Source organism: Novosphingobium sp. SG707, assembly GCF_012275515.1.
In the GTDB taxonomy this organism is placed as follows: Bacteria; Pseudomonadota; Alphaproteobacteria; order Sphingomonadales; family Sphingomonadaceae; genus Novosphingobium.
The window spans coordinates 43516-66198 of record NZ_JAAZQL010000006.1; the positions used below are offsets into that span (position 1 = coordinate 43516).

General features: G+C 63.5%; 23 protein-coding genes. 11 read left to right on the forward strand and 12 right to left on the reverse strand.

Annotated elements, in window-relative coordinates; translation table 11 throughout:
- The first annotated feature begins 1 nt into the window (after position 1).
- The 5 genes from FHW92_RS16955 to FHW92_RS16975 all read left to right on the forward strand — a co-directional run bounded on the left by FHW92_RS16955 (position 2) and on the right by FHW92_RS16975 (position 4675).
- Positions 2-655, forward strand: coding sequence for an HAD hydrolase-like protein (locus FHW92_RS16955; protein WP_168604471.1), 654 nt, complete (start codon positions 2-4; stop codon positions 653-655).
- A complete protein-coding gene (locus tag FHW92_RS16960; RefSeq protein ID WP_168604472.1) occupies positions 648-1592 on the forward strand; it encodes an NAD-dependent epimerase/dehydratase family protein in 945 nt (314 codons plus the stop codon). Before FHW92_RS16955 ends, FHW92_RS16960 begins: the two co-directional genes overlap by 8 nt.
- Before the next feature lie 15 nt (positions 1593-1607).
- On the forward strand, positions 1608-2555 hold the full coding sequence (locus tag FHW92_RS16965; protein ID WP_168604473.1) for a glycosyltransferase family 2 protein: 948 nt from the start codon (positions 1608-1610) through the stop codon (positions 2553-2555).
- Positions 2552-2923, forward strand: a complete 372-nt coding sequence (locus tag FHW92_RS16970) for a GtrA family protein (protein ID WP_168604474.1) — start codon at positions 2552-2554, stop codon at positions 2921-2923. The genes FHW92_RS16965 and FHW92_RS16970 overlap by 4 nt, the downstream gene beginning before the upstream one ends.
- A gap of 129 nt (positions 2924-3052) precedes the next feature.
- Positions 3053-4675: an MFS transporter gene (locus FHW92_RS16975; protein ID WP_168604475.1), complete on the forward strand. Its 1623-nt coding sequence runs from the start codon at positions 3053-3055 to the stop codon at positions 4673-4675.
- Between the two features lie 94 nt (positions 4676-4769).
- On the opposite strand, the gene FHW92_RS16980 is transcribed toward FHW92_RS16975, so the two are convergent.
- Positions 4770-5231 (reverse strand): DUF3237 domain-containing protein, encoded by a 462-nt coding sequence (locus FHW92_RS16980; RefSeq protein WP_168604476.1) that lies wholly within the window; start codon positions 5229-5231, stop codon positions 4770-4772.
- 108 nt (positions 5232-5339) lie between these two features.
- Here FHW92_RS16980 and FHW92_RS16985 point away from each other — a divergent pair, with 108 nt between their 5' ends.
- Positions 5340-6974: an NAD(P)/FAD-dependent oxidoreductase gene (locus tag FHW92_RS16985; protein ID WP_168604477.1), complete on the forward strand. Its 1635-nt coding sequence runs from the start codon at positions 5340-5342 to the stop codon at positions 6972-6974.
- Between the two features lie 290 nt (positions 6975-7264).
- Positions 7265-8779, forward strand: a complete 1515-nt coding sequence (locus tag FHW92_RS16990) for an ATP-binding protein (RefSeq protein ID WP_168604478.1) — start codon at positions 7265-7267, stop codon at positions 8777-8779.
- 245 nt (positions 8780-9024) lie between these two features.
- Here the strand turns inward: FHW92_RS16990 and FHW92_RS16995 are convergent, their stop codons facing one another.
- The 3 genes from FHW92_RS16995 to FHW92_RS17005 all read right to left on the reverse strand — a co-directional run bounded on the left by FHW92_RS16995 (position 9025) and on the right by FHW92_RS17005 (position 13180).
- Positions 9025-10515 carry a DEAD/DEAH box helicase gene (locus tag FHW92_RS16995; RefSeq protein ID WP_168604479.1) on the reverse strand — a complete coding sequence of 497 codons (1491 nt, stop codon included), beginning with the start codon at positions 10513-10515 and terminating at the stop codon, positions 9025-9027.
- A gap of 326 nt (positions 10516-10841) precedes the next feature.
- Positions 10842-11189, reverse strand: coding sequence for a TonB family protein (locus tag FHW92_RS17000; RefSeq protein WP_168604480.1), 348 nt, complete (start codon positions 11187-11189; stop codon positions 10842-10844).
- A gap of 125 nt (positions 11190-11314) precedes the next feature.
- Positions 11315-13180: a methyl-accepting chemotaxis protein gene (locus FHW92_RS17005; RefSeq protein ID WP_246870257.1), complete on the reverse strand. Its 1866-nt coding sequence runs from the start codon at positions 13178-13180 to the stop codon at positions 11315-11317.
- A 190-nt stretch (positions 13181-13370) separates the two neighbouring features.
- Here FHW92_RS17005 and FHW92_RS17010 point away from each other — a divergent pair, with 190 nt between their 5' ends.
- Positions 13371-13904 (forward strand): GNAT family N-acetyltransferase, encoded by a 534-nt coding sequence (locus tag FHW92_RS17010; protein ID WP_168604482.1) that lies wholly within the window; start codon positions 13371-13373, stop codon positions 13902-13904.
- A 35-nt stretch (positions 13905-13939) separates the two neighbouring features.
- Here the strand turns inward: FHW92_RS17010 and FHW92_RS17015 are convergent, their stop codons facing one another.
- Positions 13940-15685 carry a gamma-glutamyltransferase family protein gene (locus FHW92_RS17015; RefSeq protein ID WP_168604698.1) on the reverse strand — a complete coding sequence of 582 codons (1746 nt, stop codon included), beginning with the start codon at positions 15683-15685 and terminating at the stop codon, positions 13940-13942.
- A gap of 215 nt (positions 15686-15900) precedes the next feature.
- On the opposite strand from FHW92_RS17015, the gene FHW92_RS17020 reads away from it, so the two are divergent.
- Entirely contained in the window at positions 15901-16257 is a 357-nt protein-coding gene (locus FHW92_RS17020; RefSeq protein WP_216662347.1) for a PilZ domain-containing protein, read from the forward strand.
- Positions 16258-16260: 3 nt separating this feature from the next.
- Here the strand turns inward: FHW92_RS17020 and FHW92_RS17025 are convergent, their stop codons facing one another.
- From FHW92_RS17025 to leuC, 7 genes are all read right to left on the reverse strand, one after another.
- On the reverse strand, positions 16261-17049 hold the full coding sequence (locus FHW92_RS17025) for an NUDIX domain-containing protein (protein ID WP_246870236.1): 789 nt from the start codon (positions 17047-17049) through the stop codon (positions 16261-16263).
- A gap of 304 nt (positions 17050-17353) precedes the next feature.
- Positions 17354-17677, reverse strand: a complete 324-nt coding sequence (gene grxD, locus FHW92_RS17030; protein WP_168604484.1) for a Grx4 family monothiol glutaredoxin — start codon at positions 17675-17677, stop codon at positions 17354-17356.
- 71 nt (positions 17678-17748) lie between these two features.
- Positions 17749-17982 carry a BolA family transcriptional regulator gene (locus FHW92_RS17035; RefSeq protein WP_168604485.1) on the reverse strand — a complete coding sequence of 78 codons (234 nt, stop codon included), beginning with the start codon at positions 17980-17982 and terminating at the stop codon, positions 17749-17751.
- 61 nt (positions 17983-18043) lie between these two features.
- Positions 18044-18367, reverse strand: a complete 324-nt coding sequence (locus tag FHW92_RS17040; RefSeq protein WP_168604486.1) for a DUF1476 domain-containing protein — start codon at positions 18365-18367, stop codon at positions 18044-18046.
- 261 nt (positions 18368-18628) lie between these two features.
- On the reverse strand, positions 18629-19225 hold the full coding sequence (gene leuD, locus FHW92_RS17045; protein ID WP_168604487.1) for a 3-isopropylmalate dehydratase small subunit: 597 nt from the start codon (positions 19223-19225) through the stop codon (positions 18629-18631).
- Between the two features lie 18 nt (positions 19226-19243).
- Positions 19244-19429 carry a hypothetical protein gene (locus FHW92_RS17050; protein WP_168604488.1) on the reverse strand — a complete coding sequence of 62 codons (186 nt, stop codon included), beginning with the start codon at positions 19427-19429 and terminating at the stop codon, positions 19244-19246.
- A gap of 39 nt (positions 19430-19468) precedes the next feature.
- The gene (leuC, locus tag FHW92_RS17055; protein WP_168604489.1) at positions 19469-20899 is read right to left on the reverse strand and encodes a 3-isopropylmalate dehydratase large subunit; all 1431 of its coding nucleotides are present in this window, start codon (positions 20897-20899) and stop codon (positions 19469-19471) included.
- Positions 20900-21020: 121 nt separating this feature from the next.
- Here leuC and FHW92_RS17060 point away from each other — a divergent pair, with 121 nt between their 5' ends.
- Complete coding sequence (locus FHW92_RS17060; protein ID WP_168604490.1) at positions 21021-21539, forward strand: sterol desaturase family protein; 519 nt, start codon at positions 21021-21023, stop codon at positions 21537-21539.
- Positions 21540-21629: 90 nt separating this feature from the next.
- Positions 21630-22679 carry a LacI family DNA-binding transcriptional regulator gene (locus tag FHW92_RS17065; RefSeq protein ID WP_168604491.1) on the forward strand — a complete coding sequence of 350 codons (1050 nt, stop codon included), beginning with the start codon at positions 21630-21632 and terminating at the stop codon, positions 22677-22679.
- Positions 22680-22683: the final 4 nt, after the last annotated feature.

Sequence of the window (22683 nt, forward strand, 5' to 3'; positions counted from 1 at the left end):
CATGCTTCGCCATCTGATCTTCGATCTCGACGGTACGCTGGTCGACTCTTGTGCGATCTGCATCGAAATCCTCGAAGGGATGCTGGCGGAGCGCGGTAATACGCGCAAGATCGACCCCGAATTTGCCCGCCCGTGGATGAGCCATGGCGGGCAAAAGATGGTGATGGCGCTGCTGGGCGATGACTGCGGTGATCCGGCGCAGGAACTGGCCGAATTCCGCCGCCGTTATGCGGTGACGCGGACGCGCGTGGAAACGCTGTTCAACCATGTAGCCACCAGCCTGCGCAGCCTGCATGGACAGGGTTTCGTGCTGTCGATCTGTTCGAACAAGCCGCAGAATCTGGTCGATAAGGTGCTGGAAGATACCGGCCTTGCCCCGCTGTTTCAAAGCGTGGTGGGATCGCGCGCAGGGGTTCCGCCCAAGCCTGCGCCCGATCTGCTCGATCTGGTGCTGGCCGATCTGAACGCCTCGCCCGACCATTGCCTGTTTGTGGGCGACAGCGAGTTGGACCATGCCGTGGCCGATGCGCGGGGCATGCCCTTCCTGTTCCTGACCCATGGCTATGCCGACCCCGATTACCGGCCCGATCCGGCGATGAGCTATGATTGTTTCGGCGAACTGGCCCGCGCGGTGATGGAGCGGGCGCATGGCTGAAGGTTTGGCTCCCGAAGTGGTACGCGCGCTGGTCGAGGACGGGCGGCGTATCGTCATCACCGGGGCGGGGGGCTGGATCGGCCTTGCCACGCTCGACCTGCTGGCCGCCGCGTTGGGTGACAAGTTTGAGAAGCGGGTGCGTCCCTTCGGCTCGAACACGCGCGCGCTGCGCCTTGCCGATGGATCGCAGGTGTTGCAGCGGCCGCTGGCCGATATGGCATGGTTGCCCAAAGAGCCGACCATTGTGCTGCACACCGCTTTCCTGACCAAGGATCGCGCCGAGGCGATGGATGAGGCGGCCTATATCGCCGCCAATCGCGCGATCAGCGAAAGTGTTCTGAAAGCTCTGAACCCGATCGGCGCCGAGGCGATTTTTGTGGCCAGCAGCGGGGCGGCGGCCAAGGCCGATGATCCGCAGGCCAGCGCGGCGATGCGGCTCTATGGCGCCCTGAAACGCGAGGATGAAGAACGCTTTGCCGCATGGGCCGATGAAACGGGCCATCGCGCCGTTATCGCCCGAATCTATGCGCTGACCGGGCCCTATATCAACAAGCCGGGCGCCTATGCCATCGCCAGCTTCATCGACGACGCCATCGCTGGCCGCCCGGTTGAGGTGCGTGCGCCCCGCCAGGTCGTACGCGCCTATGTCGCCATTCGCGAATTGATGAGCCTTGCCTTTGCCGCCCTGCTGCCGCCCAAGGGCGTGCTGCGGTTTGACAGCGGGGGCGAGGCGATGGAACTGGGCGAGATTGCAGGCGTGGTGGCCGCGCAGACCGGCGCCAGCGTCCAGCGTGCCGAGATCACCACCGGCCCCGCCGATATCTATCATGGCGACGATGCGGCCTATCGCACCCTGCTGGCCGACCATGGCATCGCGCCCGTCCCTCTGGCCGCGCAGGTGGCCGAGATGATCGCGTGGGCACAACGCTCCTCTTGAGCGGGAAGGTAATTCATGACGAAGAGTGCCGACATTGATGTCTCGGTGGTCATCCCCTGTTACAACGAGGAGATGAATGCCGGGCCGATTGCCGAGGCGGTGATCGCGCAACTGGAGCCGTTGGGCATCAGCTTTGACATCATCTTTATCGACAACCATTCGACCGACAACACGGTTGGCATCATCAAGGCGATGTGTATGCGCGACCCGCGCATCCGCCTGATCGCCAACACGCGCAATTTCGGGCAGATGCGCTCGCCTACCCATGGCATTTATGCCGCGCGGGGGCGGGCGGTGATCGGTATGTGCGCCGATTTTCAGGACAGCCCCGAACTGCTGCCCCATTTCGTGCGCCGCTGGCAGGAGGGCGTCGACATCGTGCTGGGCGTGCGCGAGCGGGAAAAGTCGGGCCTGATGCTGACCGCGATCCGCGCGCTGTCCTATTGGCTGGCCAAGAATTTCGGCGACTTTCAGACCATTCCCAACGCCACCGGCTTTGGCATCTACAGCCGCCGCGTGGTCGATGCGATCAAGGCGCTGAACGAGCCGGAGCCGTTTTATCGCGGGTTGCTGGTGGAAACGGGCTTTCCGCTGGAGACGATCAACTATGTTCGCCCGCCGCGGACGAGAGGCAAATCGAAGAACAATTTCTTCACCCTGCTCGATTTCGCCATCGCGGGCCTGACGGGTTCATCCAAGCGCCTGCTGCGCGCGCCGCTTTATCTCAGCGTGCTGGGGGCGGTTGTGTCCTTGCTGATGCTGGTGGGCGCGGGGATCGCCTTTTTCACCGGGCGTCCGATTGCGGGTTGGCTGATCGGCATGGTGCTTCAGGCGCAATTCGCGCTGATCTTCGGCTTTATGGGCCTGATGGGCGACCATATCCGTCAGATCTCCGAACGCACGCGCGGCACGCCGCTGGTGCTGGAGCGCGAGCGGGTGAACTTCCCCGAGGATTACGGATGATCTCGCGGGATCGCGCCGCTGAAATCCTGCGCTTTCTGATTGCGGGCGCGCTCAACACGGCCTTTGGCTATGGGCTTTATGCCGGGCTGATCTGGCTGGGGCTGGACCGCTATCTGGCGCAGGCCATCGGCTATGTGCTGGGCACTGGGTTCAATTATTTCACCTATTCGCGCGGGGTGTTTACCGGGGCGGGCCCAGCGAAATTGCGTTTCGCGCTGTCCTATGCGGGCAATTATCTCATCAATCTGGCTGGGCTGAAACTGGCCTCGCATTTCATCGCCGATCCCTATCTGGCGGGCGCGGTCACGACCTTTGCGGTGGTGGTGCTCAACTATGCGGTGCTAAAACGGCTGGTGTTCCGGGCCTGAAAAATTGTAAGTAATACGTCTCTTTTCCGCTAGGCAAGGCCAGACCTCCCCGTTATCCTCCCCCCTAAATCCCGGACACAGATGGAGCGGACAAACCGCCCAGCCGGGAGAGAGAGGATTGCGATGCATATGCAGACGGGGAGAATTGCGCCCTCAACGACCCGCGTGGCCAAGGGCGGATGGTATGCCCTACTGCTGGTCTGCGCGATGCAATTGCTCAGCCTGCTGGATCGCAACATTCTGGCGATCCTTTCCCCGCGTATCAAACATGATCTGAACATCGGCGATGCGGAGATGGGCCTGCTCTATGGCACGGTCTTTGCGCTGTTTTACGCGGTCTTTTCGCTGCCTCTGGGGCGTCTGGCCGATGGCTGGCGGAGGACATGGCTACTGGCCATCTGCATCGCCTTCTGGTCGCTGGCCACGGGCCTTGCCGGGATCGCCAGCGGCTTTGCGCTGCTCGCCCTCTCGCGCCTTGGCGTGGGTATCGGCGAGGCGGCCAGCCAGCCTGCGGGTACGAGCCTGATCTATGACTATTTCCCCAAGGCGCGGCGGGGCCTTGCCATGGCGGTGATGGCGGCGGCGATTGCCATTGGCCTTGGCCTGTCCAGCGTGCTGGGCGGAGTGGCGGCCGATTGGTGGGATGGGCGCTTTGCGGCGGTCGGCGCGCCCTTTGGCCTGCGGGGGTGGCAATTCGCTTTCCTGCTGGCGGCGGTGCCGGGCCTACCTTTGGCCGGTCTGCTCTGGCGTCTGGCCGAGCCCGTGCGCGGGGCCATTGAGGGCATCACCACGCCCCCCGATCCGCGCCCCTTTGCCGCCTCGTTTGATGTGCTGTTGGCGGTCGTGCCGTTTACCAACTGGCTGATGCTGGCGCGGCGCGGGGCTTCGGCGCGGGTCTGGGCGGTCAATCTGATGGCCACGGCGGTCATTGTCGGCGCGATGGTGGCGCTGGCCCGCGCGGGCGCCGCTTTCAGCCCGCGCCCGCTGCTCAATCTTGGCGTGGTCAGCCTGTCGCCCCATACGCTGCAATGGGCAGTGGTGGGGCTGGGCCTGTTCGCCACGCTCAATCTGGTGCAGGCGGTGCGTATCACCGACCGGCCCGCCTATGCGGTGATGCGCAGCCCTTCGCTGATCCTGTGCATTGCGGCCGGATCGCTGCAAAGCATGATCAATTACGGCTGCATGGCCTTTACCCCGGCCTTTCTGATGAAGACCTATCACCTCACGCCTGCCCAGACGGGGCTGCAATTCGGCCTGCTCTCGGCGGCGCTGGGCGTGGTGGGGCCGATGGTGGCGGGGCCGGTGACGGACTGGGCGGGGCAAAGGCTGCCCGGCGTGGGGCGCGTGCTGCTGGCGATGTTTGCCATGGGGGTCTCGCCCTGTCTGGCCTTCTGGGTTTATCATGCGCCTGATGCGGCCGGGTTCTATGCGCGCTTTGTGCTCTACAGCTTCGTGCTGACCATGTGGATGCCGCCGCTCTATGCGGTGATGTATGATCAGGTTCTGCCCCGGATGCGCGGGTTGACCGCCTCGACCTATATCGTGGTGATGACCATCGCGGGGCTGGGCGTGGGGCCGTATATTGTGGGGATGATTTCGGATGCCACGCATGGCGATCTGGGCCGGGCGATCCTGTCGATCAATCTGGTGGCGGTGCCTTTGGTGCTGGTGCTGGTGGCTCTGGCCATGCGGGTGCGGGGCGATGAGGGCGCGGTTTTGACCCGCGCCCGCGCGGCGGGTGAGCCGGTTTAGAGCCAGACCCGACTTGTCAGGATCGGGTCTGGCGACAAGCCCGCGCGGCAATTGAGCGTTGCTTTGCGTTCGCGCAGCTTGAACGCAAAACGCATTACACCACGCGCCACACCCACAATTTGATGCCCAGCGGATAGCGCGCGCCCGAGCAGATGAAGATCGAGCGGTTCATCCATTCATACGGCCCTTTGGGCGCGATGAATTCAGGCACGGTGCGGAAATAATATTCGGCGGGGTCCACCGTCTCTCCGGCGGCCAGCCTTTGCATCACCTCGGGCGGGCCGTGGCGCAGCCCCTTGTTGCGGATCTGGATCACTACGCCATCGTCGGTTTCGATGGCATAGATCGCATCGGCCACGGTCACGCCATCGGGCCGCGTCACCTGCCAGTCGGCGGCATTGCCGATCAGGCGGCCCTTGATCAGCGGCCCTTCGACGCGCCCGCCGCCCACGATGGGGATGATGCGCCGTGTGCCGTCATAGGTCTCGCCGATGGGGCGGGGCGGCTCCAGTTCGCCGGTGGCTTCATAGACGAATTCCAGTTCGGGCTTGATCATGCAGGCTCTCCCAATTTTGCTATGGAGAATAGCGCTGTGTCCGAAGTGCGCAAGTGCGGGGGCAAGCGCGGGGTGGCAAAATGATCGCCTTGGGATTATGGGGCGGGCATGATCCGCCTTTCCGACCTCGCCCTGCCGCTCGACCACACGCCACAACAGCTTGACGCTGCCATTGCCCAGAGGCTGGGCGTGGCGCCGCAGCGCATTTTGCGCAGCACGATGGTCCGGCGCGGCAATGATGCGCGCAAACAGGGCGCGATTAAGCTGGTCTATGTCTTTGATGTCGAAGTGGACGATGAGGCCGAAGTGCTGGCCCGGCTGGACGGAGACAGCCATGTGCGACCTGCGCCCGACACGGCCTATCGCCCGCCGGTGGTGGCGCCCGATGGGTGGGCCGGAGGCAAGGAAGGCGAGCGCCCGGTGGTGATCGGGGCGGGGCCTTGCGGCTTGCTGGCGGCGCTGATTCTGGCGGAAATGGGGCTGAAGCCGATCATCATCGAACGTGGCACGGCGGTGCGTGAGCGTACCAAGGATACCTGGGCGCTGTGGCGCAAGCATCAACTGACCCCGGAATCAAACGTTCAGTTCGGTGAGGGAGGGGCGGGCACCTTTTCCGACGGCAAGCTCTACAGCCGGATCAAGGACCCGCGCCATCTTTCGCGCAAGGTATTGACCGAATTTGTGAAAGCGGGCGCGCCCGACGATATTCTCTATGAGGCGCACCCCCATATCGGCACCTTCCGTCTGGTGACGATGGTGATTTCGATGCGCGAAACCATCGAGGCGCTCGGCGGGGAATACCGTTTCCAGACCCGCGTGGCGGATTTTGACATCAAGGATGGCGCGCTGCAGGGCCTGCATCTGGTCAGCACCAGGGATGGGGCGGAAAGCTATCTGCCCGCGCGCCATTGCATCCTTGCCCCCGGTCATTCCAGCCGTGACACGTTCGAGGTGCTCCACCAGCGCGGCGTGTTCATGGAGGCCAAGCCCTTTGCCATCGGCGTGCGCATCGAACACCCGCAAAGCTGGGTGGACAAGGCGCGCTATGGCGCCTGCGCGGGCCATCCGGTGCTGGGGGCTGCGGCCTATGCGATCTCGCATCAGGCATCGAACGGGCGGGCGGTTTACAGCTTCTGCATGTGTCCGGGCGGGCGCGTGGTGGCGGCCACCAGCGAGGAAGGCCGCGTTGTCACCAACGGCATGAGCCAATATTCGCGCGCGGAATTCAACGCCAATTCGGGCCTGGTGGTCACGGTCGATCCGGGCAAGGATTATCCCGCCGATCCGCTGGCGGGCATTGAATTTCAACGCAAATGGGAAAGTCTGGCCTTTACCGCGGGCGGCGGCGACTATTGCGCGCCGGGGCAGAAGGTGGGCGATTTTCTGGCCGGGCGCGCCTCTTCGGGCGAATTCGGGGCGGTGAAGCCGTCCTATCAACCCGGCGTGAAACTGACCGACCTGTCGGCCTGTTTGCCCGATTATGTGCTCGACGCGATCCGTGAGGCGCTGCCGGTGTTTGGCCGCCAGATCCCGATGTATGACCATCCCGATGTGGTTATGACCGGTGTGGAAACGCGTACTTCCAGTCCCTTGCGCATCACGCGGGGCAAGGATTTCCAGTCACTTAACACGCGCGGGCTGTATCCGGCGGGTGAGGGGGCGGGCTATGCTGGCGGGATTCTCTCGGCGGCGGTGGATGGGATCAAGGTGGCGGAGGCCTTGGCGGTGGAGGTTTTGAAGTAAGGTTTGCCTCCGGCGGGCAAAGGGCGGGGGCCCTTTGCAATCCCGATACTGGGGTGGGGATTCGCGGGCTTTGCTTGTGGATCATAGGATTAAAGCCTGCGGCGCTAGCTATGGGCGCCGCAAGCTTTAAACTGCAAACCTTGCGTCCGAGACTCAACGCTGAGCACCTCGCGCGACGCAGACAGTAATGGGAGCGCGAGGGACGAGTCCCTCGCATTTCCCTCCTTTCTTCTGGAAAACTAGGGGCGCAGCCCTTTGCCCACGTCCCCCCACGCGCTACTAGGCCAACCGTGACTGCATCCATCATCATAGGCGAAGAATCGAACGGCAAAGCGGTGCCGATCGATATTGAGGAACTGCTGGCCACGCGCCTGTTGGTGCAGGGCAATTCGGGTTCGGGCAAATCGCATCTTCTGCGCCGTTTGCTGGAGGAATCCGCCCCGCTGGTGCAACAGGTCGTGGTTGATCCCGAGGGCGATTTCGTCACGCTGGCCGAGCCGTTTGGCCATATCGTCGTGGATGGTTCGGCCTATAATACCAATGACTTGGTTCGGCTTGCCAATCGGGTTCGTCAACATCGCGCGAGCGTTGTTCTGGCGCTCGACGGGCTGGAGATCGAGGCGCAGATGCGCTGTGCGGCGACGTTCCTGAACGCGCTGTTCGATGCCCCGCGTGAGATCTGGTATCCAGCGCTGGTGGTGGTGGACGAAGCGCAGATGTTCGCTCCTGCCGCCGCTGGCGATGTGACGGATGAGGTGCGCCGCCTATCGCTCTCGGCCATGACCAATCTGATGTGTCGCGGGCGTAAGCGCGGCCTTGCGGGCATCATCGCCACTCAGCGTCTGGCCAAGCTGGCCAAGAATGTCGCGGCTGAGGCGTCGAACTTCCTGATGGGCCGCACCTTCCTCGACATCGATATGCAGCGCGCCGCCGACCTGCTGGGCATGGATCGGCGTCAGGCCGAAACCATCCGCGATCTGCAGCGCGGGCAGTTTCTGGCGCTTGGCCCCGCGATCACGCGGCGGCCTCTGTCGGTCCGCATCGGGGGCGTGCAAACGCGCAGTCAGGCTGTGTCCACCGGGCTTCTGCCCCCGCCCAGCGTGACGGGCGATGATCTTCATGCGCTGCTCCACGCGGCCCCCACCGCCGAGGAACTGGCAGCGCAGGAAACCCCGCTGCTGGCCGGTCTGCCGCGCCCCGATGCCGGCGAATTGATGGAGCAGATCGGCGCCTATGTCATGGCCCCCGCGCCGGGCGAGGAGCCGCTGGTCGATGACAGCGGCCCCAATCTGTTTTCCGCCGCCAGCGTCCCCGCGCCGCCCAGCTTGCCGCCCGAAGAGGTGCAGTCGATCATGGCCGCGATCATGGAGGACATCACCGCCGAGCGTGATTGCACTTATCAGCCGATTTCATCGCTGTTTCAGGACTTTACCACCCGCTGCCGGATGAAGAAGATCGGTCAGCATGTGGGCGATGTGACCCAGTTCCGCCGCCGCTTTGCGCTGGCCGTGGCGGGCATCTATCGCCCGACGGATGAGGAATGGGCGCCGCTGCTGCAATTGTCGCGCAGCGTGCCCGATGACCTGCTGACGCCTTTCCTTGTCATCGCCCGCGCTGCGATGGACGAGGCGCCATGCCCCGACGATGAAGCGCTGGCCCGCGCCTATGGTACCAGTTCGCCCGGACGTATCCGCCGTCTGCTCGAACATTTGGAGAAGTCGAACCTGATCGTGGTCAAGACCGATTACAGCGGGCGGCGCTCGATCGGTATCCCGGATCTGGGCGTTTCGACGGCGGCGGTTTAGAAGCCAGAAGGTATGCGAGGGACTCGTCCCTCACGCTCCCATTACTGCCGGCGTTGCGTCATGGGTTCGACATTGAGTGTCGGAAGCGGCGTTCAAAAATGAAAAGCCTGCGGCGCCTATTACCAGCGCCGCAGGCTTTCATTGTATGATCCACAAGCAAACCCTGCGAACCCAACTCTATTAACGGGATTGCAAAGGGACCAAGTCCCTTTGCCCGCCGGAGGCATAAAGCCCCCGATCAACCCTCAGCGACGACGCGCCTTCACATCGACATTTTCCCGCAGCGGATCAAACTGCGAAGCACCGGCAGCGGCGGCAGGACGCGCGCGGCCATGCTGTTCGCGGCGTTCGGCGCGGGCGCGGTCGCCGTCGCGCTGGGTGCGCGAACGCTGGCCATCGCGGGGGGTGTCGCGGCCCGCGTTGGGGCGGCGGTCATTGTTGCGACGGCCTTCTTCGCGGCGGCCGCCTTCACGGCCACCATCGCGGCGGCCTTCGCCCTGCGGACGCGAGGCCTTGATCGCGCCATTGTCGCCCGTACCGCGCTTGGCGGGGGCGGGCAGGCGCGAGGCTTCCTTCTGGAACTCGGGCGGCAACGCCATGGGCGTCAGTTTTACGCCCGTCAGGCGCTCGATCGAGCGGATGTAGGGGCGTTCGTCCTCGGCGATCAGGCTGATGGCAATGCCGTCGGCGCCGGCGCGCGCGGTGCGGCCGATGCGGTGAACATATTGTTCGGCCACATTGGGGATTTCAAAGTTGAACACATGCGACACCCCCGAAACGTCGATCCCGCGCGCGGCAATGTCGGTGGCGACCAGCACCTTGACCGTGCCGTCGCGGAAACCCTTGAGGGCGGCGGTGCGCTGGGCCTGGCTCTTTTCACCATGGATGGCGGCGGCCGGAATGCCTGCGGGCGTCAGGAAGCGCACCACGCGATCCGCGCCATGCTTGGTGCGGGTGAACACGATCGTGCGGTCGATGCGGTCGGCATCGCCTTCTTCCTTGGCCAGACCATCGCGCAGCAGGATCGTCAGCAGCGCCTGCTTTTCGGCCTGATTGATGAAGATCGACTTCTGCTCGACGCGCTCGGCGGTGGTGGATTGCGGGGCAACCTCGACCTTGACCGGGTTCTGGATGAACTGCTTGCCCAGTTGCTCGATCGCCTGCGGCATGGTGGCGCTGAAGAACAGGCTCTGGCGCTGGGGCGGCAACAGGCGGGCAACGCGCTTCAAAGGTACGATGAAGCCCAGATCCATCATCTGGTCTGCTTCGTCCAGCACGAAAATTTCAACATCGCGCAGCGTCAGCGCGCGCTGGTCAATCAGGTCGAGCAGGCGGCCGGGCGTGGCCACCAGCACATCGCAGCCCGGCACCAGAGCGCGGGCCTGCTTGCCCGCAGGAATGCCACCGAACACGCATTGGATGTTCAGGCTGACATATTTGGCATAGCCGCGCATGTTGTCGGCGATCTGGGCGGCCAGTTCGCGCGTGGGGCTGAGCACCAGCATACGGCACGATGCGGGCTTGCGCGGCTTGGGATCGTTGATCAGGCGGTGGAGCGAGGGCAGCGCGAAGGCAGCCGTCTTGCCCGTGCCGGTCTGGGCCAGACCCAGCAGGTCGCGCCCTTCGATCAGCGCGGGGATCGCCTGACGCTGGATCGGCGTGGGATCGTTATAACCCTTGGCCTCCAGCGCGCGCAGCAGGGGTTCGGCAAGGCCAAGTTCGGAAAAATAAGACATGGGAAACTTTCAAACAGGCTTCACAGCGCACACCAGCGTAAGCGGCGCGGCAAGCAGGTGGCTCAAAAAGCGCGACCCTGCGTGAGGAGGAAGCGAAAAACCGACTGCAAATCCGTGAGATCCGGGGCGGGCGGCCATAAATGGCTGCCCTCACGCTGCCCGGTCCTGCGCGCTGCCTCATGCGGCGCGCCGACTTGCTTGGAACCGCCCATACAGCAACATGGCCATATTGCCAAGTTTTTTGCGCGTTGCAGCAAAAACGGGACTGTCTGACGCAAAAAGAGGCCGGTTTTGCGACCGGCCCCGTTTGCATCATGACTGGAATATCAGGTCAGGCGCCAGGTCATCGGCACCGTCAGCGTGGTGGGCCCTGCGGGCGGGGCAGGCACCTTGCCGACCTTGGCGGGCACAGACAGGGCTTCCTTGTCGAGGATTGCCGAGCCCGAACCGGCCACCAGTTCCGCCTTTTGCACCGCACCATCGGCGCCGATATAGACCTTGACCTTGGCGGTGCCTTCCTCGCCGCGCATCTGTGCGGTCGAGGGGTAGGTCTGTTTCGAGGCAAACATGTTGGTAACCGAACGGCTCCAGTCCGACGACTGCGCAAAAGCCGAAGTGCTGAGGAGAACAGCGCCGGTCATGGCGAACGAGATCTTGGCAATAGTCTTGATCATGGTCGGCTTTCTCTTTTCAAACTGTTATTTCGATAAATCACTATTGCCCAAAATTGGATAAGAACGGGCTGATGTTTATGCTTGTTCTGTTTCTGCCATGGTCTTAAGTGAATTTACCAAATCGCTCAGAATTCGGACCAGTCATCTTCGATCTTGAGCGCTGTGGCCCCCACCGACGGTGCGCGGCGGGCCGAGAAGGAAGGCAGCGCCACATCGTCCTGGGCAACGGGGGCGTTCACCCTGCTCTGCATGCGCGCGGGTGAGGCGCTGCCCGAGCGGCTCATTTCAAAGCGGCGCAACTGTTCGACCAACCGCTGCGTTTCGCCCGAAAGGCTGTGGGTGCTGGCGGTGCTCTGCTCGACCATCGAGGCGTTCTGCTGGGTGAACTGGTCCATCGAATTCATCATCGCCGAGATTTCCTCGACATTGGACGACTGCTTCTGCGCAGCCTCGGCGATCTGTTCGACCAGTTCGGAAATCTGCGAGACTTCGCCCACGATCTGGCGCAGCGCATCGCCGCTGGCGCTGGCCAGAGCCACGCCGGTTGAGACCTGATCGTTCGACGTGGTGATCAGCGCGCGGATGTCCTTGGCCGCATCGGCGCTGCGCTGGGCCAGAGCGCGAACTTCATTGGCCACCACGGCAAAGCCCTTGCCCGCATCGCCGGCGCGGGCGGCCTCGACCCCGGCGTTCAGGGCCAGCAGGTTGGTCTGGAATGCGATCCCGTCGATGACGCCAACGATCTCGGCCATTTCGCGGCTAGACGCCTCGATGGCCTGAAGCCCGTGGACGGCCTGTTCGGCCTGCTGGTCGGCGGCCTCGGCGGTGTGGCGCGCCACGGCAAGGCGGCTGCTGGTCTGGCGGGCATTGTCGGCGGTGACGCGCACGGTGCCGCTGAATTCGTTGAGCGTGCGGCTGGTTTCGGCAATCGAGCTGGCCTGATGCTCGGTGCGGCGGGCAAGGTCCCCGCTGGCTGCGGCGATTTCGTCAGTGCCGCGGCGGATGGCGTCGCAACCATCGACGATTTCGCGCATCACGCCAGCCAACTGGCTGACCGCCTCGTTGAAATTGACATGGAGCTGGCCCAGCCCGCCCGCGCCGTTTTCCGGTACGCGATGGGTCAGATTGCCGCGCGCCAGTTCGGACAGGCCCGAGCCGATGGCGTCAATGGTGATCTGGGTTTCGCGGGCGCGTTCCAGTTCGGCCTGCGTGCGCTGCTGGTCGGCGGCGAAGAGGGCCTTGAAACTGTCGAGCGCGCGGGCAAGGCTGCCCACTTCGTCGTGACGGCCCATGGCGGGGATTTCGACATGCATGTCGCCATCGACCAATCGGCCCACGGCCTCGCTGATCCGCGCGACCGGGCGGGCTATCGTGACCATCATCAGCCCCATCAGACCCAGCGCCACGGCCAGACCGGCCACTACCGCGCCGATAATGACCTTGCGGCCCTGATCATAGATCGCGGCCGAACGGGCCGAGGCGGCATTGGCCCCCTTGGTGTTCAGGTCGATCAGCGCCAGCAGATCATCCTCGACCGTGTAGAATGCGGTCAGGGAATCGCCGTCGAACATCGCCTTGGCCGCCGCCGCATCGGTGTTCGACAGGTTCAGCAATTGTTCGTTCTGGCCCAGATAGGTCTGCCAATCGCCCTTCAGCTTGGCGAAGGCGGCCTTTTCTTCCGGGCTCTGGCTCAGTTTCGCGGCATCATCCATGCGGGTGGCGATGGCGGTCTGCGCGGCGCGCATCAGCTTGGCTTGGCGGGTCTTCATGCCTTCGGCGCTGGCGCCGACATGGACGCTCTGCTTGATGCGATATTGCGAGACGAAGGCGTGAACATCGCCCAGCGCCTGCGAGCCGGGCAACCAGCGCTCGCGCAATTCGGTCGAGATCGCGTTGACCTCGCCCAGTTTGACCACTGCAAAAGATCCCATCGCGGCCATGACCGCCAGAAGGACTGCAAAAGCGGCCAGAAACTTGGCCGAAATACCCATACGCAACAAGGCTGATCTCCCCCGCGTCATTCATGAAGATGCGACGGAATGCTTTTCTCCCTATTTCGTCAGCATTTGGGGCTACAGGTTGATCCGAAAACTTACCTAAGGCGGCGGGATAAAGTGACGATTTCGATTTACGATAATGGGATGATTGCGGCGCCCAGCGCGCTGCTATAGGGCGGGGGGCATGACTGCCAGCATCACCATTCGTCCCGCCAGCGCCGCCGACATTCCCGCGCTCGCCGCGCTCAAACTGCATTGTTTCCGCGACACGTTCGGGCCAACCGGCTTTGCCATTCCCTATCCGCCCGCCGATCTGGCCGTGTTCGAGGCCGACTCCTATGGCGAGCCGACCGTGGCGCGCGAATTGGCCGATTCCACGCATTGCACATGGGTGGCGCAGGACGGGGATGGCGCGCTGGTCGCCTATGTCCATATCGGGCCCAGCAAATTGCCCCATCCCGAGCGCGAGGATGGCGATGGCGAACTCTATCAGCTCTATCTGCGCCGCGAAGTGCAGGGCGCGGGGCTGGGCAAGCAATTGCTCGATCTGGCGCTGGAGGAACTGACCTCATGGGGCCGCCCGATCTGGATCGGCGTGTGGCAGGGCAACCTGAAGGCCCAGCATGTCTATGCCGGGCGCGGTTTCGAGATCGTGGGCGAGTATAGATTCGCCGTGGGCGATTGGCGCGACGAAGAATTCATCATGCGCCGGAAATAAGAAAAGGCGGGGTTTGCGGCCCCGCCTTTTTCGTATCAGAACCCGCGGGCCACACCCTCGCGGCGCGGATCGGCCCCGCCTTCATAGCCCTTGGCGCGGCGCACGATCAGATGCAGGCCCGAGTTTTCCCCGCGGGCGGTCATCAGCGGCAGCCCCTTGGCCGCCAGCGCATCGGCCACCGGCGCCGGGAACGTATCAGCGCTGAACATATCGCCGCGCGCCACCAGATTGGGCAGGCTGATCGCATCCTGCGGCTTCATCCCCCAATCAAGCATGCCCACCAGCGCCTTGATATTATAGGCGATGATCGAGGTGCCGCCCGGCGAACCCACGGCCAGTTCGAAATTGCGCTTTGGCGTCAGCACGATGGCGGGCGCCATGCTGGAGCGCGGACGCTTGCCCGGCGCGACGGCATTGGCCGCAGGCGCGCCATCCGGATCGTTGGTGCTGAAGGAGAAATCGGTCAACTGGTTGTTGAGGAAGAACCCGTCCACCATCCGGCCCGAACCAAAGATGCTCTCCACGGTGGTGGTCATCGACACGACATTGCCCGCCGTGTCCACGATTACCATATGCGTGGTGCCGCCCGGCTCATGCGTGGCGTCCTTGCCCACCTTGGGCGCGTCCTTGGGCATGCCGAAGGTGACGGGCTGGATCGTCTCGCCGATCAGCTTGGCCCGCTCGGCAATGTAATCAGGCGCCAGCAACCCGGTGGGGAAGGGCACAAAGGCCGGATCGCCCTCATAACGGTCGCGGTCGGCATAGGCGAGGCGGCTTGCCTGCGCGATCTGCAGCCAGCCCTTGGGGTCCTGCGCATTGCGCGTGGCAATGTCGGTATGCGCCAGCAGGCCCATCGCCTCCTGCACCGCCACGCCGCCCGATGGCGCCTGCGGGGTGCAGATCAGATGGGTGCGATAGGGCATGCAAAGCCCCTCGGTCTTGCGCGGCTTATAGGCGGCCAGATCGGCCAGCGTCATCGTGCTGGGCAGCGTGCCGCTCGTCACCTTGGCGACGATCTTTTCGGCCACCGGGCCGGTCAGCAGCCCCTTGGAACCCTGCGCGGCAATACGGTCCAGCGTGGCGGCATAGGCCTTGTTCACGATATGCTCGCCCGCCTGATAGGGCGTGCCGTCGGCCTTGTGGAAATAGGCCTGGGCATCGGCGCCCTTGGCCTGCGGAGCCTGGCTGACGATGGCGCGGGCCAGCTTGCCCGTGACCTCGAAACCATCGCTGGCCAGCTTGTGCGCCTCGCCAAACAATTGGTTCCATTTCAGGCGGCCATGCTCTTTCTGCGCCATTTCCAGCATGGCGATCGCGCCCGGAACGCCCGTGGCGATCCCGCCCACCACCGCCACGGGGAAGGGCAGCAGCTTGCCGTCGGGGCCGTAGAACTGGCGCGGGCTGGCTCCCTTAGGCGCCACTTCGCGCCCGTCATAGGCGGTGACCTGCTTGGTCTTGGCATCGTAATAGAGCAGGAACGAACCGCCCCCCAGACCCGAACTTTCCGGCTCGACCAGACCCAGCACCGCCTGCACCGCGACCGCTGCGTCCACCGCGCTGCCGCCTTGCTGCAGGATGCGCAGGCCGGTCTGAACCGCCAGCGGGTTGGCCGCTGAAATCATCGCATGGCTGGCAAAACCGGCCTTGGCATCGCCCTTGGCCGGGGCAACAGTGATCAGGGGCCGGGCGGCCGGGGCGGTGCGGGCCTGCGCCGCGATGGGCAGCGCACATAGGGCAAGCGAGGCGGCGCCAATGCGGAACAGCGCGCGGCAGGAAAGCATTACAGACAAGATGATACTCCGGGATTGTAATCCATGGACTTGGCCATGGCCCCGGTGTTTGCGCTTTGGCGGGCAAAGTCAAAGGGGCTTTTTGCGGATGCCGATGAATTATCTTTCACGGTTGCAGACTTGACGGATGGCGATGGAGGAATTTTGCTCCATCCACGCCAATGCAAACGAAGGGTTAACCAGCCATACGCTAGGCTACATAAGCCATGCGATCCCGCCAGACCACCCGAGAGGCCATCCGAAGGCCGCTGACCATGTCGGCCCGCTGTCGTCTGATGAGCGGGTTGCAGGACAGCGTGACGGTCAGCGATCTTTCCACTCACGGATGCCGCATTACGACCCGAACGCTCTCGCTGGCGGTGGGGACACGGGTCCTGTTGAAACTCGACGGGCTGGAAGCGATCAGTTGCACGGTGCGCTGGGTGGAGAGCGGCCAATGCGGATTGCAATTCGAACGGCCGATCTATGAACCCGTGGTCGAGCATCTGTGCCGCCTGCATGTCCAGATGAGCGGCGAGGTGCACGATTACCGCGCCCGCACGCGGGGCCTGTGCTCGGGCTGATGCCTAGCCGCGCCGCGCGGCGCTGAACGGAATGGTGGTGATCGGATAGCCCAGACCTTCGGGAATCGTCAGCCATTCCTCGCCATCGCGCATCATGCGGCGGGCCGAGATCGGGGCGATGGGATGGGCCTGAGCATCGGCGCGCGCCTGTGCGAAATCGGCAAATTGGGCAAGCCGCTCCAGATTGAGCAGGGTGGGCAGGATGATCTTGAGCGCGCCGCTGGCCGCGCCGTTCAGGCATTCACCGGCACTGGCCCAGAAAAGGCGGCTGTTTTCCGTGGCATCCACCGCCAGATCGACCGCGCCCGTCCCAATGTTTGCCAGATAAAAGCGAGTGTCAAATCCTCCGACACTCTCGCGCCGCCAGCGGGCAAAGGGTGTCAGCGCCTCCAGATTCAGCGCCAGACCGATCCGGGAGAGGACATCGCCCATCGTCCCGCCCGATTGCAAAATCGCCCGCGCGGCGACCGCTTCATCATAGTGCAGGTTGCGGGTGAAGCCCAGTCCAAGCCCGGTTTCCTCCAGCGTTTCCCGGATCGCCGCGATGCGGGCGGCGGTGTCGGTTGGGTCCTCGTCTGTCAGGCTTTGCGCCAGTTCGACATCTTGCGGATCGACCTTGCCGCCGGGAAAAACCGTGGCCCCGGCCGCAAAACGCATCGCCTCGGAGCGTTCGACCATCAGCAATTCAGGAGGGTTTTGCACGCTGGTCTGGCGAAAGATGACCAATGTGGCCGCGGGGCGCAGGACGAGGGGCAGGCTGGAATCCATCTGCTTTTGATAGGGCGCGATCATGGCTTGGCAAGAGGTGTCGGAGAATTTGACAATTGGCGGAGCGCGGCGGGAATGCACTCGATTGAAAACTGCTGAAATCTGCCATTCTTCAAAACTGGCACGCCTCATGCTTAAATGACTGAACCAATGGCAGTCTCGAAAAGAGGCGGGCTGCTTCCCGGTCTCCGCGGTCCCGCCTCATTCCCGTCTCGAGCAAAAAGGTGGGGTCGGTCTTCCCAGTCTCCCGACCCCACCATTCCCCAAATGAAAGGGCCGCCTCCCCACGGGGAAGCGGCCCTTTTGACTTCAGAAACAGCAAGTGCGCTCAGGCAACCAGACCGTTCTGCTGGAGCAATGCCTGAAGCTCGCCGGCCTCATACATTTCCATCATGATGTCGCTGCCGCCCAGAAATTCGCCCTTCACATAGAGCTGGGGGATCGTGGGCCAATCCGAATAGGCCTTGATGCCCTGACGGATCTCCATATCCTGAAGCACGTCGACCGTGTGATAGGTCGCGCCCAGATGCTCAAGGATCGCAATCGCGCGGCTGGAAAAACCGCATTGCGGGAAAAGCGCGGTGCCCTTCATGAACAACACGATGTCATTCGTGTTCACAATATCGGCAATGCGGGTCTGGACGTCGGACATGGCTTGAAACTTTCTGCAACCAATCGGGGGAACAGGTCCTTTTTGCGAAGGAAATCTGTTTCGTCAATCGCTCAGGTGGGGATGCCGGTGGTCAGTTGCAAGGCATGAAGTTCGCCCCCCATGCGATCGCCCAACGCGGCAAAGACGGCTTTGTGCTGGGCGATGCGCGGCTTGCCGGCAAAACTGGGCGAGGTGACATGGGCGGCATAATGGTCGCCATCGCCGGCAAGATCGGTGATCGTCACCTCTGCATCGGGAATGGCGGCGCGAATCAGCGCCTCGATCTGGTCGGCGGGCATGGGCATCGGGGGTGTCCTGTCAAAAAGGGCGCGTGGGCCTTGAGGCCCCGCGCCCGGAAAATTAGGGTCAGACCTGACCGATCATCGCGCGGCGGGCTTCGGCTTCCTTGGCCTTAAGCGCGGTGCGCACTTCAGCCTCATCGGCATCGACGCCCGCGCTGATCAGATCGCCCAGCAGCTTGCGCACAACATCTTCATCACCCGCTTCCTCGAAATCGGCCTGCACCACCGATTTGGCATAGGCTTCGGTTTCGGCCGAAGACAGGCCCATCCGTTCGGCCGCCCAGGTGCCGAGCAGGCGGTTGCGGCGGGCGTGGATGCGAAACTCCAGCTCTTCGTCATGGGCAAACTTGGCTTCTTCGCCCCGCTCGCGATCTTGAAAGCTGGTCATGATGCGTCTCCCGCGTGAATTTGAGGTTTGTGGATTTTTGCAATGGTCGGCGTAATGTGGCGCTTTTTCAGCCTGCCGTCCATAACGCGATGAAAACCGCGCGCCAATGTATATGTGTCGCAGCGGCGGCGGTTCAATCCCCCGATTTGGCGCGACCTCCGCTGCGACAGGGCTTTTTCAGCATATCGGCAGCGGACGATCTTTGCGCTTGCTCAAAAACGGGGAACTTTTCCTTAAAAAAGCGAGAAAATCTTTCCCGCCTCAGGCCGCCGATGCTGTGGCCAGAAACGGCAGGTCTGCCGCAATCTTGGCTTCATGCTGCTTGATGGCCGCATCGCGCGACAGCGTCAGGCCTACTTCATCAAGACCGCCCAGCAGGCAGTGCTTGCGGAACGGATCGATTTCGAAGGTGAAGCGGTCCTGGAACGGCGTGGTCACAGTCTGGCTTTCCAGATCGACATCAATCGGCTGGTCAACCGCCACGACGAGCAGGCGGTCGATGGCTTCCTGCGGCAACACCACCGTCAGGATACCGTTCTTGAACGCATTGCCCGAGAAAATGTCGGAAAAGCTGGGGGCGATGACGCAGGTGATGCCCATGTCGAGCAAGGCCCATGCGGCATGTTCGCGGCTGGACCCGCAACCGAAATTGTCGCCCGCGATCAGGATCGGCGCGCCTTTGTTGCGCTCCGTGTCGAAAATATTGCCTTCCTCGGCGCGGATCGCCTCAAACGCGCCCTTGCCAAGGCCCTCACGCGTGATCGTCTTGAGCCAATGGGCCGGGATGATAACGTCGGTATCGACATTCTTGGCGCCAAACGGGATCGCCGTACCCGCTACGTGGTTGATCGGTTTCATCAGGAAATATCTTTCGGATCAGTCGGTTTCGGGCGCATCTTCAGGATGGGCGGGAGCATCGGTCGGTTTGGGCTTGCGGCGGCTGCCAAAGATCAGCGCCGCCGTCAGCGCGGCCGAACCAATCGCCGCCGCGCCCGCGATGGTCGCCACTCCGGCCCAGCTCGAACGTTCGCCCAGAACCTTCTTTTCGCTCTCTTCGCTCATCCCTTAACCCTCCAAATTCAAGGCAAGTTTAGGCCAGGTTCAGGCCAGAAATTCACGCGCATCGGTCAATTTACCGGTGACGGCCGCCGCCGCCGCCATCGCGGGCGACACCAGATGCGTGCGCGCGCCCGGACCCTGACGGCCCACGAAATTGCGGTTCGACGTGCTGGCGCAACGTTCGCCCGAGGGCACCTTGTCCGGGTTCATCGCCAGACAGGCCGAGCAGCCCGGCTCGCGCCATTCAAGGCCCGCCTCGATAAAGATCTTGTCCAGACCTTCTGCCTCGGCCTGTTCCTTGACCAGACCCGAGCCCGGCACGACAATCGCCCAGCGCACATTGTCAGCCTTGCGGCGGCCCTTAACAACAGCGGCGGCGGCGCGCATGTCCTCAATGCGGCTGTTGGTGCAGCTGCCGATGAACACGTTCTGCACTTCGACATCGGTCATCTTCTGACCCGGCGTCAGGCCCATATAGGCCAGGCTCTTGCGCGCGGCTTCCTGCTTGCTGGGATCGGCAAAGCTTTCGGGCGCGGGCACAACGCCGCCGATCGCCACGGTATCCTCGGGGCTGGTGCCCCAGGTCACGGTGGGGGCGATCTCGGCGGCGTTGATCACCACGACCTTGTCATAGGTCGCGCCCGGATCGGTGGCCAGGCTCTTCCACCATGCCACGGCCTTGTCCCAATCGGCGCCCTTGGGCGCATAGGGGCGGCCCTGCACATAGGCGAAGGTCTTTTCATCGGGCGCGATCAGACCGGCGCGCGCGCCATGCTCGATCGCCATGTTCGAAACGGTCAGGCGGCCCTCGATCGACAGGCCGCGAATGGCCGAGCCGGTATATTCAATCACATAGCCCGTGCCGCCGCTGGCGCCCAGCGTACCGCAGATATGCAGCACCAGATCCTTGGCCGTCACGCCCGCGCCCAGCTCACCCTCAACGCGCACTTCCATCGTCTTGGAACGCTTGAGCTGCAAGGTCTGTGTGGCCAGCACATGTTCGACCTCGGACGTGCCGATGCCAAAGGCCAGCGCCCCCAGACCGCCGTGGCAGGCGGTGTGCGAGTCGCCGCAGACAATCGTTGCGCCGGGCAGCGAGAAACCCTGTTCCGGGCCGACGACATGGACAATGCCCTGTTCACGATCCGCATCGCCAATCAGGCGGATGCCGAACTCGGGCGCATTCTTTTCCAGCGCGGCCAATTGCTGCGCGCTCTGGGGGTCCTTGATGGCAATACGATGGCCTGCGCTGTCGCGGCGCGCGGTGGTGGGCAGATTGTGATCGGGCACCGCCAGCGTAAGATCCGGGCGGCGCACCTTGCGCCCCGCGGCGCGCAGCGCCTCAAAGGCCTGCGGACTGGTCACCTCGTGCACAAGGTGTCGGTCAATCCAGATCAGGCTGGTGCCATCCTCGCGGGATTCCACAGTGTGGGCATCCCAGATCTTTTCGTAGAGCGTCTTGGGTCCGGTCATAGTGAAACCGACCTAGGCATGGGGGGCGGCAAAAACAAGAGGCGAATGGTCGCACCATGGACATTCACATGGACATTCGGGCCGGTGGCGAAATCATGCATTGCGCATTATAGGGAGCTTTATGAGTCCTTTTGCCGCCATCGCCATCGTCATCATCAGCTTTTTCGCCATGGAGGGTGTCGCGTGGAGCGCGCATAAATATATCATGCATGGCTGGGGCTGGGGCTGGCACCGCGACCATCATGAACGCCATGACCGGATGTTCGAAAAGAACGACCTTTACGCCCTGTTCGGCGCGGGGATGAGCATCTCGGCCTTCGCCATCGGCAGCCCGCTGATCATGGGCGCCCATGCCTGGGAGCCGGGGACTTGGATCGGGCTCGGCATCCTGTGCTATGGCATCGTCTATTCGTTGATCCATGACGGGCTCGTCCATCAGCGTTATTTCCATTACGTCCCGCGCGGCGGCTATGCCAAACGGCTGGTTCAGGCGCACCGGCTGCATCACGCCACGGTGGGCAAGGAGGGCGGCGTGTCCTTCGGCTTTGTCATCGCGCGCGACCCGGCCGCGCTGAAACGCGATCTGGCCGAGCAGCGCAAGGCGGGGATCGCCGTGCTGCGCGAGGCCGAAGAGGTCTGAAACCGTATTTAATGCCCATGCCATTTGCGCTTTGGGCTCAGCTTTGCAAAAGAGGCCCAGATTTGCGAAGCGGTCGTTAAGGGAGGGACCATGGTGAAACAGCGCTTTCGCGCCACGTCCTACGACGTTGCAGAAGCAGCAGGCGTCAGCCAGTCCACCGTCTCGCGCGCATTGAGCGGCGACCCGATTGTCGCAGCAGCCACGCGCGAGCGGATTGTCGAGGCGGCGCGGCGGCTCAACTATCACATCGATTCCTCCGCCTCGCGGATGCGCAGCGGGCGATTGAACACGATTGCCGTGGTGGTGATCTGTCCCGAGGATGAAGATGTGCGGGCCTTCAACCCGTTCCATTATGCGCTGCTGGGCGGGATCTGCGCGGCGGCCTCGGCGCGGGGCATGGAAACCATCGTGTCGTTTCAGGGCGCGCCTGATCGCCTGGACGATCATTTCGAACGCAGTCGCCGCGCCATCGGCATGATCGTGTTCGGCACCAGCGAGAACCGCGCCGCGTGGGACTATTTTCAGGCCTCGGCCGATGATGGATGTCATGTCGTGTGCTGGGGGGCGCCGGCGCCGGCGCATGAATTGCCATGGGTGCGCGCCGACAATCACGGCGGAGCCCGCGCGGCGGTCAACCATCTGCTCGACCATGGTTATCGCCGCATCGTCTATGTGGGCGAGGCCGATTGTCCGCAGCGGCAATTTGCCGAACGCTATGACGCCTATGCCGAAACATTGCAGGCCGCCGGGCTGACGCCGCGCATCATGACGCTGGAGCCGGGCCATTCGCGCCATGAACAGGGGCGGCGGGCGGCCGCGGCGCTGATCGACGCGGGCGAGCCTTTCGACGGGCTGTTCACCGCCTGCGATGATATTGCGCTGGGCGCAATGGCCTTGCTCGAGGAGCGCGGGCTCAATGTGCCGGGCGATGTCGGCGTAGTGGGCTTTGACGGCGTGAAGGCGGGGCAATTCAGCGTGCCGCCGCTTACCACCATCGAACCGGACTTTGCGGTGGCGGGCCAGAGGCTGGTCGATCGCCTGCAGGCTCTGGTCGATGGCGAGGAGGGGCCGCAAGACCGCGTGCCGGTCCGCCTCGTCGTGCGGGGCAGCGCTTTGGGGCGGGTCGCCACGCCTGCCTGAAGTC